Source organism: Candidatus Auribacterota bacterium (assembly GCA_026392035.1).
GTDB lineage: Bacteria > Auribacterota > Tritonobacteria > UBA1439 > UBA1439 > JAPLCX01.
In genome coordinates this window covers 1-16,725 of sequence record JAPLCX010000016.1, presented here as the reverse complement: position 1 = coordinate 16,725, position 16,725 = coordinate 1, and the positions used below count along the sequence as shown (strand labels likewise).

Annotated in this window: 28 protein-coding genes and 2 pseudogenes; all 30 read right to left on the bottom strand. The window is 58.1% G+C overall.

Annotation, left to right across the window (positions count from 1 at the left end; genetic code table 11):
* Positions 1 to 81: 81 nt before the first annotated feature.
* Complete coding sequence (gene rplQ / locus NTX71_01555) at positions 82 to 495, bottom strand: 50S ribosomal protein L17 (protein MCX6338589.1); 414 nt, start codon at positions 493 to 495, stop codon at positions 82 to 84.
* A 33-nt stretch (positions 496 to 528) separates the two neighbouring features.
* Positions 529 to 1,527 (bottom strand): DNA-directed RNA polymerase subunit alpha, encoded by a 999-nt coding sequence (locus tag NTX71_01550; protein ID MCX6338588.1) that lies wholly within the window; start codon positions 1,525 to 1,527, stop codon positions 529 to 531.
* A 60-nt stretch (positions 1,528 to 1,587) separates the two neighbouring features.
* Positions 1,588 to 2,214, bottom strand: a complete 627-nt coding sequence (rpsD, locus tag NTX71_01545) for a 30S ribosomal protein S4 (GenBank protein ID MCX6338587.1) — start codon at positions 2,212 to 2,214, stop codon at positions 1,588 to 1,590.
* A gap of 144 nt (positions 2,215 to 2,358) precedes the next feature.
* On the bottom strand, positions 2,359 to 2,763 hold the full coding sequence (gene rpsK, locus NTX71_01540; GenBank protein ID MCX6338586.1) for a 30S ribosomal protein S11: 405 nt from the start codon (positions 2,761 to 2,763) through the stop codon (positions 2,359 to 2,361).
* Positions 2,764 to 2,891: 128 nt separating this feature from the next.
* Complete coding sequence (gene rpsM, locus NTX71_01535) at positions 2,892 to 3,290, bottom strand: 30S ribosomal protein S13 (protein MCX6338585.1); 399 nt, start codon at positions 3,288 to 3,290, stop codon at positions 2,892 to 2,894.
* A gap of 60 nt (positions 3,291 to 3,350) precedes the next feature.
* Complete coding sequence (gene rpmJ / locus NTX71_01530; protein ID MCX6338584.1) at positions 3,351 to 3,464, bottom strand: 50S ribosomal protein L36; 114 nt, start codon at positions 3,462 to 3,464, stop codon at positions 3,351 to 3,353.
* A gap of 57 nt (positions 3,465 to 3,521) precedes the next feature.
* Positions 3,522 to 3,743 (bottom strand): translation initiation factor IF-1, encoded by a 222-nt coding sequence (gene infA / locus NTX71_01525; GenBank protein ID MCX6338583.1) that lies wholly within the window; start codon positions 3,741 to 3,743, stop codon positions 3,522 to 3,524.
* A complete protein-coding gene (gene map / locus NTX71_01520; protein MCX6338582.1) occupies positions 3,719 to 4,480 on the bottom strand; it encodes a type I methionyl aminopeptidase in 762 nt (253 codons plus the stop codon). The genes infA and map overlap by 25 nt, the downstream gene beginning before the upstream one ends.
* Positions 4,477 to 5,130 (bottom strand): adenylate kinase, encoded by a 654-nt coding sequence (locus tag NTX71_01515; protein MCX6338581.1) that lies wholly within the window; start codon positions 5,128 to 5,130, stop codon positions 4,477 to 4,479. Before NTX71_01515 ends, map begins: the two co-directional genes overlap by 4 nt.
* A 102-nt stretch (positions 5,131 to 5,232) precedes the next feature.
* Entirely contained in the window at positions 5,233 to 6,567 is a 1,335-nt protein-coding gene (gene secY, locus NTX71_01510) for a preprotein translocase subunit SecY (protein MCX6338580.1), read from the bottom strand.
* 175 nt (positions 6,568 to 6,742) lie between these two features.
* Positions 6,743 to 7,180: pseudogene (gene rplO / locus NTX71_01505) on the bottom strand (50S ribosomal protein L15).
* Position 7,181: 1 nt separating this feature from the next.
* Positions 7,182 to 7,652 carry a 30S ribosomal protein S5 gene (rpsE, locus tag NTX71_01500; protein ID MCX6338579.1) on the bottom strand — a complete coding sequence of 157 codons (471 nt, stop codon included), beginning with the start codon at positions 7,650 to 7,652 and terminating at the stop codon, positions 7,182 to 7,184.
* A 76-nt stretch (positions 7,653 to 7,728) separates the two neighbouring features.
* Positions 7,729 to 8,088, bottom strand: a complete 360-nt coding sequence (rplR, locus tag NTX71_01495; GenBank protein ID MCX6338578.1) for a 50S ribosomal protein L18 — start codon at positions 8,086 to 8,088, stop codon at positions 7,729 to 7,731.
* A gap of 106 nt (positions 8,089 to 8,194) precedes the next feature.
* Positions 8,195 to 8,746, bottom strand: coding sequence for a 50S ribosomal protein L6 (gene rplF / locus NTX71_01490; protein ID MCX6338577.1), 552 nt, complete (start codon positions 8,744 to 8,746; stop codon positions 8,195 to 8,197).
* A 173-nt stretch (positions 8,747 to 8,919) separates the two neighbouring features.
* Complete coding sequence (gene rpsH, locus NTX71_01485; protein ID MCX6338576.1) at positions 8,920 to 9,318, bottom strand: 30S ribosomal protein S8; 399 nt, start codon at positions 9,316 to 9,318, stop codon at positions 8,920 to 8,922.
* Positions 9,319 to 9,537: 219 nt separating this feature from the next.
* Positions 9,538 to 9,723 carry a type Z 30S ribosomal protein S14 gene (locus tag NTX71_01480; GenBank protein MCX6338575.1) on the bottom strand — a complete coding sequence of 62 codons (186 nt, stop codon included), beginning with the start codon at positions 9,721 to 9,723 and terminating at the stop codon, positions 9,538 to 9,540.
* 91 nt (positions 9,724 to 9,814) lie between these two features.
* The gene (gene rplE, locus NTX71_01475) at positions 9,815 to 10,357 is read right to left on the bottom strand and encodes a 50S ribosomal protein L5 (GenBank protein MCX6338574.1); all 543 of its coding nucleotides are present in this window, start codon (positions 10,355 to 10,357) and stop codon (positions 9,815 to 9,817) included.
* A 108-nt stretch (positions 10,358 to 10,465) separates the two neighbouring features.
* On the bottom strand, positions 10,466 to 10,801 hold the full coding sequence (gene rplX, locus NTX71_01470) for a 50S ribosomal protein L24 (protein ID MCX6338573.1): 336 nt from the start codon (positions 10,799 to 10,801) through the stop codon (positions 10,466 to 10,468).
* Positions 10,802 to 10,847: 46 nt separating this feature from the next.
* Positions 10,848 to 11,216: a 50S ribosomal protein L14 gene (rplN, locus tag NTX71_01465; GenBank protein ID MCX6338572.1), complete on the bottom strand. Its 369-nt coding sequence runs from the start codon at positions 11,214 to 11,216 to the stop codon at positions 10,848 to 10,850.
* A 285-nt stretch (positions 11,217 to 11,501) separates the two neighbouring features.
* Positions 11,502 to 11,762 (bottom strand): annotated as a pseudogene (gene rpsQ / locus NTX71_01460) (30S ribosomal protein S17).
* On the bottom strand, positions 11,759 to 11,968 hold the full coding sequence (gene rpmC, locus NTX71_01455; protein ID MCX6338571.1) for a 50S ribosomal protein L29: 210 nt from the start codon (positions 11,966 to 11,968) through the stop codon (positions 11,759 to 11,761). The pseudogene rpsQ and the gene rpmC overlap by 4 nt, the downstream one beginning before the upstream one ends.
* Before the next feature lie 116 nt (positions 11,969 to 12,084).
* The gene (rplP, locus tag NTX71_01450; GenBank protein MCX6338570.1) at positions 12,085 to 12,501 is read right to left on the bottom strand and encodes a 50S ribosomal protein L16; all 417 of its coding nucleotides are present in this window, start codon (positions 12,499 to 12,501) and stop codon (positions 12,085 to 12,087) included.
* Entirely contained in the window at positions 12,479 to 13,150 is a 672-nt protein-coding gene (gene rpsC / locus NTX71_01445) for a 30S ribosomal protein S3 (protein ID MCX6338569.1), read from the bottom strand. The genes rplP and rpsC overlap by 23 nt, the downstream gene beginning before the upstream one ends.
* A gap of 155 nt (positions 13,151 to 13,305) precedes the next feature.
* Positions 13,306 to 13,695 carry a 50S ribosomal protein L22 gene (rplV, locus tag NTX71_01440; GenBank protein ID MCX6338568.1) on the bottom strand — a complete coding sequence of 130 codons (390 nt, stop codon included), beginning with the start codon at positions 13,693 to 13,695 and terminating at the stop codon, positions 13,306 to 13,308.
* A 78-nt stretch (positions 13,696 to 13,773) separates the two neighbouring features.
* Positions 13,774 to 14,058: a 30S ribosomal protein S19 gene (gene rpsS / locus NTX71_01435; protein ID MCX6338567.1), complete on the bottom strand. Its 285-nt coding sequence runs from the start codon at positions 14,056 to 14,058 to the stop codon at positions 13,774 to 13,776.
* 61 nt (positions 14,059 to 14,119) lie between these two features.
* Positions 14,120 to 14,974, bottom strand: a complete 855-nt coding sequence (rplB, locus tag NTX71_01430) for a 50S ribosomal protein L2 (GenBank protein ID MCX6338566.1) — start codon at positions 14,972 to 14,974, stop codon at positions 14,120 to 14,122.
* Positions 14,975 to 15,104: 130 nt separating this feature from the next.
* Positions 15,105 to 15,389 (bottom strand): 50S ribosomal protein L23, encoded by a 285-nt coding sequence (locus NTX71_01425; protein ID MCX6338565.1) that lies wholly within the window; start codon positions 15,387 to 15,389, stop codon positions 15,105 to 15,107.
* Positions 15,386 to 16,009, bottom strand: a complete 624-nt coding sequence (gene rplD / locus NTX71_01420; protein ID MCX6338564.1) for a 50S ribosomal protein L4 — start codon at positions 16,007 to 16,009, stop codon at positions 15,386 to 15,388. Before rplD ends, NTX71_01425 begins: the two co-directional genes overlap by 4 nt.
* A gap of 39 nt (positions 16,010 to 16,048) precedes the next feature.
* Complete coding sequence (gene rpsJ / locus NTX71_01415; GenBank protein ID MCX6338563.1) at positions 16,049 to 16,357, bottom strand: 30S ribosomal protein S10; 309 nt, start codon at positions 16,355 to 16,357, stop codon at positions 16,049 to 16,051.
* A 135-nt stretch (positions 16,358 to 16,492) separates the two neighbouring features.
* Positions 16,493 to 16,725, bottom strand: a 233-nt coding sequence (gene tuf / locus NTX71_01410) for an elongation factor Tu (protein MCX6338562.1), incomplete at its 5' end; no start/stop codon positions are given.

Here is a 16,725-nt window from a genome sequence, read left to right as displayed (position 1 = left end):
ATCACTTCCTGCGGGGTACGCGGCGAATCAAAAAGGGCGAGAGCGGCAGTGCGCATGTGCGCCGGCATCCGGGGCACCTGCTCACGTCTTGGGCTTCCGCCCTTCCTCTTTTTTGGGTTTCCTCACCCTGACCGGTTTTGTGGTGTCAACCAGTTCACAGATGGCCATGGGAGCGCCATCTCCTCTTCGGAATGAGGCTTTCACAATTCGAGTATAGCCGCCGCTCCTCTGAGCGTACCGCGGCCCCAGCTCCTTGAATAGCTTGGCAACGGCGCCGCGGTCATGGATCAGACTCGTCGCGCGGCGACGCCTATGGAGGCCGCCGCGTTTGGCCAGCGTCACCATCTTCTCCGTGAGCCGGCACACCGCGCGGGCGCGGCCTTCCGTCGTCTGCAACCGCTCCAGCTTGATGAGGCTGGAGACCGCGTTGGCGAGCATGGCGCGCATGTGCGCGGGAGTCCGATTCAGCTTGAGCGACTCTTTTCTGTGCCTCATATGTTCTTCCCCGCTCCCTGTTCCACTGCGATATTACTCCGGCAGTTCCTTCTTCTCCAGGGGCTTCATGCCAAGGGATAACCCCATCCCCGTCAGGATCTGCTTGATCTCATTGAGCGATTTTTTCCCGAAGTTCCTGTATTTCAGCATTTCCGCCTCCGTATTCTGCACCAGGTCACCGATCGTCTTGATGTTCGCGGCAGTGATGCAGTTCGCGGCGCGGACGGACAGCTCGATCTCGTTGATGCTCATGTCGAGAAGGCGATCCATATCTTCTCCCTTTTTCTTCTCTTTCTCCTCCTCCTCTTCCTCCCCTATCGCGAGCGGATGCTTGTCAAAATCAACGAACACGGCGATGTGTTCCCGTAGAATCGAGGCGGCCTGTACGAGGGCATCCTCAGGTTTCACCCTGCCATCCGTCCATATCTCGAGGATGAGCTTATCGAACTCGGTTATCTGGCCCACGCGCGTATCCTCAATGTGATAGGCGACCCTCTTGACAGGGGTGAATATGGAATCGAGCGGGATGATCCCTATCGGCTGCCCTTCTTTCTTGTTCCCCTCCGACGGCCGGTACCCCCTCCCGATTTCAACCTCCAGTTCGATCTCGAGTTTCACCTTTTTACTGAGGTGGGCGATGTGGTGCGCGGGGTTGACCACCTCGACGGTCCCGTCAGTGGTGATGTCAGCCGCGGTGACCTCTCCCTTTTTGTCCGCCTTGAGCTCGATCTTTTTCGGCTCCCTGCTGTGCGATACCAGGAGCACCTGTTTCAGGTTCAGGATCAATTCAGTGACATCCTCAACCATCCCATCGATGGTATCAAACTCATGCAGGACCCCGTTGATCCTGACCGAAGTGATCGCCGCGCCTTCGAGCGATGACAGGAGCACCCTCCTCAGCGCGTTGCCGAGGGTGTGCCCATAGCCGCGCTCAAACGGCTCAGCGATGAATTTCGCGTAGGTATCAGTCGCACTTCCCTCTTCCTCAAGCAAGCGCTTGGGCATTTCAAATCTTCCCAATCGTATCACCATGATTGTCACCTCTCTTTTATGTAGTGAACTGCCCCGGGCCCCACCCGGCGCCGCTCCCTCTTATTTCGAATAGAGCTCTACCACGAGCTGCTCATTGACCGGCACGGTAATATCTGCTCTCTCCGGAGACCTGAGGACCTCCCCCTTCAGATCCTGCCGATTCACCGAGAGCCACGCCGGGACATCCCTCTTCTCAGTGACCTCGATACTCTTCATGATTATCTTGCGGCAGCGCTCCTTTGGCTTTACCTCTATGATCTCGCCCGCCCTCACCTGGTATGAGGGGATATCAACCGTGTGGTTCTTGATGCGAAAATGGCCATGCCGCACCAGCTGCCGGGCCTGCGCGCGCGAGACGGCAAACCCGAGCCGGAATACCACATTGTCCAGCCTCGTCTCCAGGAGCTTGAGCAGATTGTCTCCGGTGATCCCCTTCTTTTTCTGCGCCCTGTTGAACAGGATCCTGAATTGCTCCTCGAGAATGCCATATGAGCGGCGCAGCCTCTGCTTCTCGCGCAACTGTTCCCCGTAGGAAGAGAGCTTGCGCCTCTTCGCCCCGTGCATGCCCGGAGCAGGTTTGCCGCGCTCTATTGCGCATTTGGCCATTTCGCAGCGGGTGCCCTTGAGGAAGAGCTTCATTCCCTCCTGCCGACAGAGCCTGCACACGGGTCCTGTGTACCTTGCCATATATTTACTTACCTCCCTTTATTCATTGATATCTCGATAGCCTGATCACTTGATATCTTTAGTACTCGATAGCTCGATTGCGAGCTTGCCCTGAGCGTAGCCGAAGGGATAGCTCGATAGCTCCCCCCCAAGGGTGCGCTACTGCTATACACGCCGCCTCTTCGGCGGCCGGCACCCATTGTGCGGTATGGGGGTGACGTCGCGGATAGCCGTGATCTGGAGTCCGGCAGCCTGGAGAGCCCTCACCGCCGATTCCCGCCCCGCGCCAGGCCCCTTGACATTGACTTCGATTTCCCGCATCCCCTGTGCGAGCGCGCGCTTGCCGCAGTTGCTCGCCACCACCGTGGCGGCAAAGGCAGTGCTCTTCCGCGCCCCCTTGAACCCTGAGGAACCCGCGCTCGCCCACACCACCACATTGCCCTTTGCGTCCGCGATGCTGACAATCGTATTGTTAAAGGTCGCCATGACGTGCGCGATCCCCCTGGGGCCGCACCTCGCAACCCTTTTCTTGACCACTCGTTGCGGCTTCTGCTCTTTGTCCTCCGCCATTTTCTCTCCTTTGCCGGACTGACTGACTCACTGATGCTGCGGACCCCGCTCATGGCGACCTCGCGACCCGCCCGATCGGTGCACGCAACGCCCCCGCGCCTCTTCAGTGCAACGGGCGCGCAGCGGGATTATTCAGTCCCGCCCTGTTTTTTCATTGACGCCTTGCGCTTCACGCCGACTGTCTTCCGGGGCCCCTTCCGCGTGCGCGCGTTCGTGCTCGTCCGCTGGCCGCGCACCGGCAGGCCGCGTCTGTGCCGTATCCCCCGGTAGCACCCGATGCTCATGAGCCGTTTGATATTCTGCGCCACCTCCCTGCGCAGGTCGCCCTCGACCATGCAGCTGCTCTGAATCACGGAGGTGATCTTGGCAATCTCCTCCTCCGTCAGATCCTTCGCCCTGGTATCCGGATTCACGCTCGCCTGAGTGCACACCTGGGACGCCTTCGTGGGGCCGATCCCATAGATGTACCTCAAGGCCACCTCGATCCTTTTTTCCTTCGGTATATCAATACCCACAATTCTCGGCATAACGCTACTCCTTCTATCTCTTTTTTCTTTACGCTTTACACTTTTAACTTTGGGCTGTAGTTAGCCCTGCCGCTGCTTGTGTCTCGGGTTCGTACAGATGACCCGCACCACTCCCTTGCGGCGCACGATCTTGCACTTTTCACAGATTCTCTTGACCGATGCTTTTACTTTCATCTCCCGCTCCAGCCCTTCATTTGTGCGGATGAGCCGCGGGTCGCGCCAGGCGCCCGCTCACTTGACGCGGTACACGATCCTCGCCTTCGTGAGATCATACGGCGACATCTCAAGCAACACCTTATCCCCGGGGAGGATGCGTATGAAGTGCATCCTCATCTTCCCCGATATGTGCGCGAGCACGCGATGACCATTCGGCAGATCCACCCTGAACATCGTGTTGGGCAGAACCTCCACAACGATCCCCTCAACCCTTATGGCATCTTCCTTTTTTGGCATGTCAAAACCTCAGGGCCGTCCCCCGTGATGACAATAGTGTCCTCGAAGTGGGCGGATGCTTTCCTGTCCTGCGTGATGACTGTCCAGCCATCCGGCAGCACCCTTACGGCATAGGTTCCCGCATTGATCATCGCCTCCACCGCAAACGTCATGCCTGATTTGAGCTTCGGCCCGGTATGCGGCTTGCCAAAATTGGGGATCTGCGGATCCTCGTGGAGCGTTGCACCGATACCGTGCCCCACATAGTCACGGACCACCGAGAACCCGCTCGACGTCGCGCGGCGCTCGATCGCGCGAGAGATATCGAAGAGCCTGCCGCCAGACCGCGCCATGCCCACCGCGTCCTCAACTGCGAGCCGCGTCACCTCCACGAGGCGGGCCTTCGTGCCGTTCACTTCCCCCACCGTGAAGGTACGCGCCATATCGCCGCAATAGCCGTCGTGCTCCACCCCCACGTCAACGCTCACGATATCGCCCGCTTCCAGAACCCTCTCGCCGGGGATCCCATGCACCACTTCCTCATTCACAGAAATGCATACGTGCGCGGGATAACCCCGGTACCCCTTAAAGGCTGAGCGGCCGCCGCGCTCCTGAATGAGCCTGGCAGCCACCCGGTCGAGCTCCACCGTGCGCACCCCAGGCGCGACCATTTTCTCCAGTATGCCCATGACCTCCGCGGCGATGCGGCTGCTCACGCGCATTTTCCCTATTTCATTCGCGGATTTTATGATGATCATTGTTGATTCATCACCGTGAGAACCTGAGCGTACGTCCCCTGCACCGGGGTATCGCTGTTGACGGTGGCCAAAAGCTCCTGGTTTTTATAATACTTTATGAGCGGCGCGGTCTGCGCCTCGTACACCCCGAGGCGGTTCAGGACCGTATCCTCAGCGTCATCAGGCCTCTGGTACAGATTCCCGCCGCAGGCATCGCACGCGCCCTCGATCCTTGGCGGCATGTTCACGACGTGGTAGTTTGCTCCGCACGACTTGCAGACCCTCCTGCCGCCGAGCCGCTGGAGGATCACCTCCTGGGAGGTCTTCATGTAAATGACCTTATCAAGCGACTGATTCAACTCATTGAGGAGCTGATCCAGTTTTTCCGCCTGGGGGAGGGTCCTCGGGAAGCCGTCGAGGAGAAACCCACGCGCGCGACAATCGTCCCGCGCAATCCGCTCCCGCACCAGCCCCACGGTGATATCGTCAGGCACAAGCTCACCCTTTCCCCAGTAGTTGTCGTGCGCCATGCGCCCCAGCGTGGTGCCCTGTGTGTACGCCTCGCGAAACATATCCCCCGTCGAAATGTGCGGGATCCCGAATTTTGCGCACAGCACCTTCGCCTGTGATCCCTTACCCGCGCCGGGCGGGCCCAGCAATATCAATCTCATATAGACGGCAACGAGTAGCCAGTAGCTAGTAGTTAGTAGTTAGGGAAGAAATAGAACTTATAAGTTCCCTGACTACCGGCTACTTACTACTCGCTACTGAATTTACCTTCCTCGTATCTTTCCCTTTCGCATGAAACCATCGTAGTGCCTCATCACGAGGTGGGATTCGACCTGCCGCATCGTGTCCAGCATGACGCCGACAATAATCAGCAGCCCCGTGCCTCCAAAAAATTGGGAGATGGTGTAGCTGATATTCATGTACCCGGCAATCACACTGGGCGACACGGCGATCGCCGCGAGGAATATGGCCCCGGGGAGCGTGATGCGGTTCATGGTCCTCTCAAAGAATTCCGCCGTGGGCTTGCCGGGCCTGATGCCGGGCACAAATGCGCCGCTCTTTTTCATATTGTCCGCCAGGTCAATCGGGTTGAAGGTGATCGCCGTGTAAAAGTAGCAGAAGAAAACAATCAGCACCACCTCCAGCAGGGTGTACAGAAACGCCCCGGGGCGAAGCATGCCCATCGCCGTCTTGAGCCACTCGGTCTGCACAAAGCCCCCGACGGTCGCGGGGAAGAGGAGGATCGAAGAGGCAAAAATGATCGGGATTACTCCCGCCTGGTTTACCCGAAGCGGAATATACGTGCTCTGAGCGCTGTAAATTTTCCTGCCGCGGATCTGCTTCGGCCTCTGGATGGGTATCCGCCGCTGGCCCTCAGTGACCAGTACCACCGCCGCCACCACCAGCGCCGCGAGCACCGCCATGCCGACGACCGCATAGGGGCGGATATTGCCCGTCCGGGCGAGTTCATAGACTTCATAAATCGCGTTCGGCAAGCGGGAGATTATCCCCGCCGTGATGATCAGCGAAATACCATTCCCGATCCCATTCTCGGTGATCTGCTCACCCAGCCACATGATGAACACCGTCCCCGTCGTGATGGTCATCATGATCATGAGTCGGGTCGCCCAGCCCGGGTGAGGAATGATCACCCTCCCTCCGAAGCTCGCAGGGTTCTCGAGGAATCGGCTGATCATACCCGCCTGGAAGAGACAGAGGAGCACCGTCCCGTAGCGGGTGTACTGATTTATTTTTCTCCTCCCCACCTCCCCCTCCTTCGCCATCCGCTCGAGCGAGGGGACCACCGCGGTGAGCAGCTGGAGAATGATGGACGCACTGATGTAGGGCATGATCCCGAGCGCGAAGATCGTGCACTGGCTCAGGGCTCCCCCTGAGAACATATTCATGAGGCCGAAGAGGTTCCCCCCCGTGCCCTGCGTGCGCTGCAGTTCCGCGAAGAACATACTGAGGGCCTTCGCATCGACACCGGGGGTCGGGACATAGGCACCGAGCCTGTACACGATGATCAGGGCGAGCGTGAAGAGAATACGGCTGCGCAGTTCGCCGATCCTGAACATATTCCTGAACGCCGATATCATCTCTGGCTCACTTCGTTCGCTCAACTCGTGAATCGTGATTCGTGGTTCGTATCTCGGGCTGCTCCGCTTGACGGGTCACGAGCCCCGAGTCACGCCTGCGTGCCGAAACGCCTGCCCTCGCCGAAGCGTTGTCTCGGCTACGCGCAGGCACGCACTCCGGCGTGCAGGTACGGGTCACGATCTTTGCCGCGCCCTTCGCGGCCTCGATCTTTATCCGGGCAGAGGCGCTAAACGCGTGCGCGACCACCTCGAGTCTCTTCTTGAGTTCGCCCTTCCCAAGGATCTTGATCTCGTCCAGGTGCCCCTTCACAATCCCTCGCGCCGCCAGGGCCTTGGGATCAACCACGCTCCCCTCGTCGAAGATGTTGAGCGACTCCACGTTCACGATGCCCTGGCGAAGCCGAGAGGGGCTCCGAAAACCGCGTTTGGGCAGCCTGCGTATCAGCGGCATCTGACCGCCCTCGAACCCGGGACGGATACTCACCCCCGAGCGGGCCTTCTGCCCCTTGTGCCCCCGGCAGCTCGTCTTCCCGTGTCCGGAGCCCGGACCACGGCCAATGCGCTTCCTGCCCTTGCGCGCGTGCGGGTTGTTGCTTATCTGATCCAATCTCACGTCAGTCTACCCCTCTCGCCTGCATCAGTTGTTCCCTGGTGCGCAATTGCTGAAGCGCGTCAAAGGTGGCCTTCACCACATTGACGGGGTTCTTTGATTTAAGCGATTTCGCCAGTATATCCTTCACCCCCGCGAGATCCAGGACCACCCGTGTCCCCCCGCCGGCGATAATACCCGTGCCGGGAGCGGCTGGCTTCAGCAAGACCCGCGCGCCGCCAAAGGCCCCCATGGTCTCATGAGGTATCGTGGTATTCCGCCTCGGCACGAAGAGCGATTGTCTCCTGGCAGCTTCGGAAGCCTTTCTGATCGCATCAGCGATCTCGTTCGCCTTCCCAAAACCGTAGCCGACGCGCCCATTCCTGTCTCCGCTCACCACCAGCGCGCTAAAGCTGAAGCGGCGACCGCCCTTCACCACCTTCGCGCAGCGGTTGATGCTCACCACCTTCTCCTCGATTCCCGGAGTCCCTGACATTTTCCTTTCCAGCGCCACCTGCTCCTCCTTCCCCGAAAAATTTAAAATTGTAAATTGGAAATTTTAAATTTACAATTTAAAATTTCAGCGCCCCTTCTCGCGCACCCTCGGCCACGGCCTTCACACGCCCGTGGTAGCGGTGCCGGTTCCTGTCAAAAACTACACGCTCGATTCCCTTTGCCTTCGCCATCTCAGCAATGAGGCCGCCGACGACCTTGGCCGCCTCTTTCTTCCCCTTGGCGGATGACTTCTCCCGGTAGATCGGCGAAAGGGTTGAAACGGCGGCGAGTGTTTTGCCGCTCGCGTCATCAATCAACTGCGCGTAGATGTGCATGTTGCTACGGGACACACACAGCCTCGGCCGGGCGGCCGTGCCCTGAATCTTCTTGCGCACGCGCATCTTCCTTCTCCAGCGTGTCTTGTCAATCCCTCTCATCGTGACTCCAGCCCCATGTTCCCGGTTGCCGGTGCGCCCTGTAGCCCGCCTGTCCGCTGGTCAAGAAACCAGAATCGAGCGCCCTGCAACCGATTCTCTCACCCGCTCAGGTGGCCGCAGTGGTCGCGACGGCCTTCCCTGCCTTGCGGCGCACCAACTCGTCCTTATATCGAATCCCCTTGCCCTTGTAAGGCTCGGGGGGATAGAAACCTCGAATCTCCGCTGCCACCTTTCCCACGAGCTGCTTATCACAGCCCGAAATCGTCAGGGTATTCTCCTTCCCGATGCTTATCTTGATGGTTGGAGGGATATCGTAATTGATGGGGTGCGAAAAGCCGAGCTGTATCACGAGCTTCTGCCCCTCGACTTTTGCCTTGTATCCCACACCCACAATCTGGAGCGCCTTCTCGTAGCCCTCGGAGACACCTCTCACCATATTGGCGATGAGGGTGCGCGTGACCCCGTGCAGCGCGCCGCCTTTCTTGGTATCCGGCGCGCACTCCACCAGGAGCTGCTGCCCCTCCTGCCTCACGGAGATGCCAAGGGGCAGCTTCAGACTGAGTTCACCCCGGGGACCTTTCACCGTGAGGCGACCGGCTTCGCCCGTGGCCTGAACACCCGCGACCACGTCGACCGGCTTCTTTCCTACCCGTGACATTGCATGATCCCTTCGTTTTAACCACGGAGGCACGGAGCTCAAAACAGCTTTAAATTGAAAGCACAAAGTGTAAGGGACCCTCACTTCAGCACCCTACTACTCTTAACTTTAGACTTTACACTTTCCGCTGTACCTCTCCTCCGTGTCCTCTGTGTCTCCGTGCTGAAAAATTTTCACCAAATGTAACAGATCACCTCACCGCCGAGCCCCTGGGCCTTCGACTGAGTGTTGTTCATGATCCCCTTGGAGGTGGAGAGGATGGCAACCCCCAATCCCCCGAACGGCCGGGGAATCTCCTCGACCCCAACGTAGTGCCTGCGGCCGGGCGTGCTCGCCCGCTTAATGCCGCGGATCACCTGTTCGCCGCCCTTGGTGTACTTGAGAAAAACCCGTATGAACCCCTGAGACTCGGCGTCCATCATTTTAAAGTCTTCTATGAACCCCTCGCTCTTGAGAATCCTGACGAGCTCGAGCTTGAGCTTTGATTTTGGAATATCCACATATTCGCTTCGCGATCTATTCGCATTCCTTATCCTCGTGAGCATATCCGCGATCGGATCAGTCATTGTCATAACAATTATCCTCGTTCTTCATCTCTGATGGCCTCAGTTGCCGAGATGCAGCTATCCGGCTCAATGCGTTACACTTTACACCTTGGGCTTTATATTTATACCACTGAAGACACTGAATATACTGAGAACACTGAAAATATCGTCTATTCTGCGGTTTTCAGTGAATTCAGTGTCCTCAGTGGTTAAAACATTGAAATTCCTAGACATTAACCGTAGTAACTACCAGCTCGCCTTCACCACCCCCGGAATTTCGCCTCTCGAGGCGAGCATCCGGAAGCATATCCTGCACAATTGGAACTTGCGCAGGTAGCCGCCCGAGCGCCCGCACTTCCTGCAGCGGTGATAGTGGCGGACCTTAAACTTGGGCTTCCGCTGGGACTTCACTATCAAACAGGTCTTCGCCATACATTCCTCATCAACATAGCCACAGAGAGCGCAGAGAAAAAGTAAATTTCTTTTTCCTCCGCATTATCTCCGTGTCCTCCGTGATAAAACATTACTTCTTGGCAAACGGCACGCCCATGAGCTGAAGCAATGTCTTCGCCTCCTCATCAGTCCTTGAGGAGGTGACCACCACGATATCCATTCCCTGCACTCGCTTCACCTTGTCCAGTTCAAGTTCGGGGAACACAACCTGTTCGGAGAGTCCGAGCGTGTAGTTGCCACGCCCATCGAATGACGTGAGGGGCGCGCCCCTGAAATCCCTTATCCGCGGCAGCGCCACGCTCACCAGGCGATCAAGGAACTCGTACATGATCTTTCCCCTGAGCGTCGCCTTGCAGCCGACCGTGGCGCCCGCGCGCAGTTTGAAGTTCGAGATGCTCTTCCTCGACCTCGTCAACACCGGCCGCTGTCCCGCAATGAGCGCGAGATCCGCCGCTGCGTCATCGAGTATCTTCGTGTCCTGGGTAGCCTCGCCCACGCCCATATTGATGACAATCTTCTTGAGCCGCGGCACCTGAAGCTTATTTTTGTACCCGAACTGCTTCATCATTGCGGGCACGATTTCAGTCCTGTACTTGTCAAGCAATCTGACCATAACGCACTCCATTAAATCACAAATCCCAAATCCCAAATCCCAAAGTGAAGGGGTAAATGGGGCGTTGGAAAACGTTATTGGGATTTTGGATTTGGGATCTGTGATTTATCATGTCTTCCCTACAACCTCTCCGCACTTCCTGCAGTATCTCACCCTGGTGCCGTCGGCGAGCACTCTATTCCCGACTCGAACTCCCCGCTGGCACTTGGAGCAGTATAGCATGATATTGGAGACGCGGATGGAACGCTCCTTCTGAACAATACCCCCCTTCGGATTCTTCTGGGTGGGGCGCATGTGCCTCTTCGAGAGGCTGAAGCCCTCAACGATCACCCTGCCCCGCTGGGGGAATACCTTCAACACCCTCCCCGTCTTCTTTGAAAAACGCTCCTTCCCCGCGGTGGCGATGACGAGGTCGTCTTTTCTTACCCGCATCTTTATCTGCATGCTTGTATCCTTACTTCCTAACTACTAGCTACTGACTACTAACTACTTAAATGACCTCCGGGGCGAGCGATATGATTTTCATAAAGTTCTTATCCCTCAGCTCCCTGGCGACCGGACCGAATATTCTCGTCCCTTTCGGGTTGTTCTGGTCGTCGATGATGACCACCGCGTTCGTATCGAATCTGAGCAGCGAACCATCCTCACGGCGGATTGGCTGTCGGGTTCTCACGATCACGCCACGGACAACCTCACCCTTTTTGATTATCCCGTCCGGGGAAGCTTCCTTGACGGACGCAATGATGACATCCCCTATGTGCGCGTAGCGCCTTCTCGTACCACCCAGCACCTTCACGCACGCGATGAGGCGCGCACCGGTATTATCGGCGACATCACACCGTGTACGAAGCTGTATCATGAACTCGCTCCCTAGACCTCGAACTTCCAACTTCAAAACAAATCCAAAATCCCAATCACCATGCCCTACGCTCGCCGGCTTTTATTGGATTTGGGATTTTGCAGTTGTTTTTGATTTTGGATTTTGAAGTTTGAAGTTCTACTCCCTCCCAGTCTGTGATGTGTCAGCTGATTCTTCCGCCACGCCTGCGCGCTCAACCGCAGGGGGGGCTTCTGCTGACACCCCCCGTATCTCTTCCTGCAGCTCGCGTATCTCTTCCTCGCTTCTCCCCGGCGCTTCGATGCCTTTGCCCTTTTTCACAATTTCAACCAGTCTCCACCGCTTGAGCCTGCTCAACGGCCTGCACTCCATGATGCGCACGATATCGCCCGGATGCGCCTCCCCGCGCTCGTCGTGAACATAGCACCTGGAAACCGCTCGAACGACCTTGTCATAGAACCGGTGCCGGTAGGCGCGTTCCACATCCACCACGAGCGTCTTCTTCATCTTGTCGGCCACCACCGTGCCGACGCGCACCTTTTTCTTGCCCCTCGCCTGAATGGTCATGATGCCGTGCTCTCCTTGTCGCGAACCGGGCTCGCCGTACGCGTTCCCCTCACAATCGTGAGAACCCGGGCGATATCCTTCTTTATCTCTCTCACCCTGCTGTACTGCTTCATCTGTCCGGTCATCGCCCGCACATTGAGGTTGAACAACTCCTCACGCCAGGCGGCGAGAAGATGATTCAACTCCTCCGACGTTTTGTCCCTCATTTCCTTCGCCTTCACCGCTACCTCACTAGTCGTACATCGTCGTTTGTATCTCGTATTTCGTATATCGCAACGAAGTACGATTTACGAACAACGAAATACGAATGACGAACGACGAATTATGGTGTCCCGCCCCGCGACACAAATCGCGTCCTGATCCCCAGCTTTGCCGCCGCCCGGCTCATCGTCTCCTGAGCCATGCCCTCAGTGATTCCGTCTATTTCGAAGATGATCCTCCCCCTCCTCACCACCGCCACCCAGGTCTCGGGCGGCCCCTTGCCCTTCCCCATCCTGGTCTCCGCCGGCTTTTTGGTCACTGGCTTATCCGGGAATATCCGTATCCAGACCTTCCCATGGCGTTTCATGTGCCGTGTGATGGCAACCCTCGCCGCCTCGATCTGCGTGGTGGTAATCCACGCGCTCTCGAGCGACTGGAGGCCGTATTCGCCGAAGGCAACCGTGGCCCCCCTCGTCGCGTGCCCCTTCATCGTACCCCGCTGGGCTTTTCTGAACTTACTCTTTTTGGGCTGGAGCACCATGTCCAGTCACCTCCCTCGCCGGCGCCTTTTCACCCTTATAAATCCACGCCTTGACGCCGATCTGCCCGTAGGGCGTGTGCGCCTCGGCGAAACCATAATCAATGATGGCGCGCAGGGTGTGCAACGGTATCTTCCCCTCCCGGTACCCCTCGGATCTGGCGATCTCAGCCCCGCCGAGGCGGCCGGCGCAATTGATCTTAATCCCCTGGGCGCCCGCATCCATTGTGAGCGACACCGCCCGCTTCATCGCCCTGCGGAAAGAGACCCTTTTCAGCAGTTGGAGCGCCACGTTCTCCGCGACGAGCTGCGCCTCGAGCTCCGGTTTCTTTATCTCGGTCACGTCCAGTACGATCTCCCGGCCGGACAGTTTCTCGAGATCGTCCCGGAGCTTGTCGATCTCTGAGCCCTTTCTGCCGATCACAATTCCCGGCCTCGCGCTCCATATAGTGATCCTGACCTTCTTCCCGTATCGCTCAATGCAAATGCGCGCGACACCGGCGAGACTGAGCCGCTCCTTGATATGGTTCCGTATCTTGATATCCTCGTTGAGGAGCGTGCCAAACTCGCGTTTGCCGGCATACCACTTCGACCGCCACTCTTGATTAATGCCAAGCCGCAAGCCGATCGGATTTACTTTCTGACCCAATGCGTACCTCCCCTTCGTTAGTAATGACAAATGACCCGCCTCCCAGAGTACTGAGGTACTCAGTACGGCGGGCAGGCAAAATTCGAATGACAAAACCTCATATGTTTTGACATTTGTCCTTTGGTATTTGTCATTAATTTGTCATTTGGTATTTGTTATTTTATATTCGCTCTCTGTCGCCCGCTTTTCTTCTGAGGGAGCGGCTTCGCCTTCTCCTCCTGCTCCTCGATGACGATGGTGATACGGCTCATCCGCTTCCTGATTATTGTTGCCCGCCCCATCGCGCGGGGCATATGTCTCTTGAGCGTCGGCCCCTCATCAACAAAGGCCTCCCTCACCACGAATCTCTCAGGCGTATCTTTCGCCGCGGCATTCGCCATGGCCGATACGAGGATTTTCCTCACCGTGTGAGCCGCCCTCTTGCGGCAGAGGCCCAGCGTGTTCAGCGCGTCGGTGACACTCCTGCCGCGGATGAGATCAACCACCAGGCGCGCCTTGCGCGGCGCCACCCGTATGTAATTACCGACTGCCCGTGATTCTTTCATTATATATATTCCGTATTTCGTATCTCGTATCTCGTACTTTATGGTTTGCGAACGACGAGATACGATATACGAATGACGCTATTTAACGGCGACCGCCTTCTCCGTGTGAAAGCCATGCTTTCTGAACGTGCGCGTGGGGGAGAATTCACCGAGCCTGTGCCCGACCATGCTCTCCGTGACAAACACAGGTATAAATTTCCTCCCGTTGTGCACCGAGAACGTGTGTCCAACGAAGTCAGGTACAATCATGCTCCTCCGCGCCCATGTCTTGACCGGCCGCCGTTCATTCAGCCGATTGAGGCGCTCGATCTTGCCGAGCAGCTTCTCGTCCACGAACGCACCCTTTTTTAACGATCGTGCCATTGTCTCTCCTCACGTGTTTCCCGGCATCCGCGCTCGGACGCCGGGTATGCGGCGCACGCCTTCAGGCCTGTCCGCCCCCGCCCCGCCTGCGCTTCTTCACCCTCGGCTTGATAATGTGGCGCGTGGACTTCCTCTTCGATCGGGTCTTGCCGCCCTTCGCGAGCACCCCGGTCGGCGAGCAGGGATGCCGGCCGCCTGAGGACTTTCCCTCCCCGCCGCCCATCGGGTGATCAACAGGGTTCTGGGCCACTCCGCGGACCTTCGGGCGGTGGCCGAGCCAGCGGCTGCGCCCCGCCTTGCCGAGGCTGACCGACTCGTGCTCGGGGTTGCCGATCTGGCCGACGGTCGCCATGCAGTTCACATCCACCAGTCTCACCTCTCCAGAGGGGAGTTTCAGATGGGCGTATTTCCCCTCCCTCGCCATGAGCTCTGCAGCCGCGCCCGCGCTCCGGGCGAACGCGCCGCCCCCTCCCGCGTTGAGCTCGACATTATGGACAAGCGTCCCCAGGGGAATCTCGCGAAGCGGCATACAGTTCCCCACCCTGTTCTCAACCTTCTGCCCCGCGACCACCGTATCATTGACGTTGAGACCGAGCGGGGCGAGGATGTACCGCTTCTCCCCGTCTGCGTAGTGGATGAGGGCGATGCGCGACGAACGATTAGGATCATACTCTATCGCCGCAACCCTGGCAGGAATGTTCAGTTTATCCCGCCTGAAATCGATCATCCTGTAGCGGCGCTTGTGGCCGCTTCCGCGGTGGCGCACCATGATCCTTCCCATGAAATTGCGCCCCGCCTTCTGCCTGACGGGCAGGGTCAGCCGCCACTCCGGCTCACGCTTGGTGATCTCAATAAAATCATATCCCGTGATCCAGCGCCGACTGGGCGTCGTCGGTCTATACTTTTTTATACCCATTTTCTACTCCACCTTCTGCTTTTTCACCACGGAGTCACGGAGAGCACGGAGAAAAAATCAATACGCCATCTCCCTCTGTGCGGTCTCTGTGTCCCTGCCTGCCGGCAGGCTCCGTGTCTCCGTGGTAAAACTACGTTGTGTATTCTATCTTGTCGCCCTTCTTCAGGGTCACCATGGCCTTCTTCCAGTCGGGGGTCTTTCCCGTCTGCCAGCGGACCCGCTTTAATTTCCCACGTGCGCTCACGGTATTCACCCTGGTCACGGTCACCTTGAACGCCCCCTCGACAGCCCTCCTGATCTCGATCTTGTTCGCCCGGCTGTCAACCTCAAAGCTGTACGTGCCATCGCTCTCCATCTTCCCACTGGCCTTTTCGGTAATCACCGGCCCCCTGATCACACTATACCGCTGCCTCATCCCAGCCGCTCCTGCAGTTTGTTGAATACGTCTTTTGCCACGACGAGCTTGCCATGGGCCATCAGCACCCAGGCACTCAGCGACTCCACCCGCGCCACCGCGGCGCCCGCGATATTCCGCGCGGCACGCACCACATCCACGCCGGGCTCACCAAGGACAATGAGCGGTTTCCTCTGCGCGTCAATCTGCGTGAGCCAGCGCGCCATCTTCTTCGTCTTCCCCCCCGTGTCGGGAATGCGCTCCACCACCACCACCTGTCCCTCCCGCAGCTTATCCGCGAACACGGCCTCAAGCGCCCGCTCCCTTAGGCCGCGGGGTATCAGCCGCCTGAAATCCCGCGGCTGCGGACCGAAGGTGACTCCCCCGCCGCGCCAGATGGGCGACGCAACGGAACCCGCCCGCGCCCTGCCGGTCCCCTTCTGCCGCCATGGCTTCTTGCCGGAGGCGCGCACCTCACCCCTGGTGAGCGTCGAGGCGGTTCCCCGGCGCCGATTTCGCTGATAGCCGACGATCACGTCGTGGAGGAGCTGGGGGTTGACACGAACCTGCGCCAGCTTCTCTGAAACCTCAACCTCGCCCACGACCGCACCGCTGTCGTTGACCACCTTCAGTGTACCCATGATCCCCCTATGTGCGCCCCAGATCCCCCGGAGCTGCCACTAGAGCTTTATCTTGATATCCACGCCCGCAGGCAGGTTGAGCTTCTTCAGCTCATCCACGGTTTTTGCCGTCGGGTCAAGAATATCCAGGAGCCTCTTGTGCGTGCGGATCTCAAACTGCTCCCGCGATTTCTTGTCCACGTGGGGCGACCGCAATACCGTGTAGCGCTCGATCTCCGTCGGGAGCGGAATAGGGCCGCATATCTTGGCCCCCGTCCTCTTCGCGGTCTCAACGATCTCCTCGGTTGACTGATCGAGCACCCGGTGGTCGTACGCCTTGAGCCTGATCCTGATCCTCTGCTTTGCCATTTATTCCGTCCTTCGTCGTTCGTATCTCGTATTTCGTATTTCGTCGTTCGTCATTCGCACTTCGCCATTCGTCCATCGTTCTTCGTTGCGATATACGAGATACGAAATACGAACGACGCATGACGATATGCAGCATTATTTAACGATCTCCGACACCCTTCCCGCACCCACCGTGCGCCCGCCCTCGCGCACCGCAAACCGCAACCCCTTCTCCATCGCAATCGGCATGATCAGCTCGCACTCCACCCCCACGTTGTCGCCCGGCATCACCATCTCCACTCCCGCCGGCAGCTTCATCACACCCGTCACGTCCGTCGTCCGAAAATAAAATTGCGGCCGGTACCCGTTGAAAAACGGCGTGTGCCTCC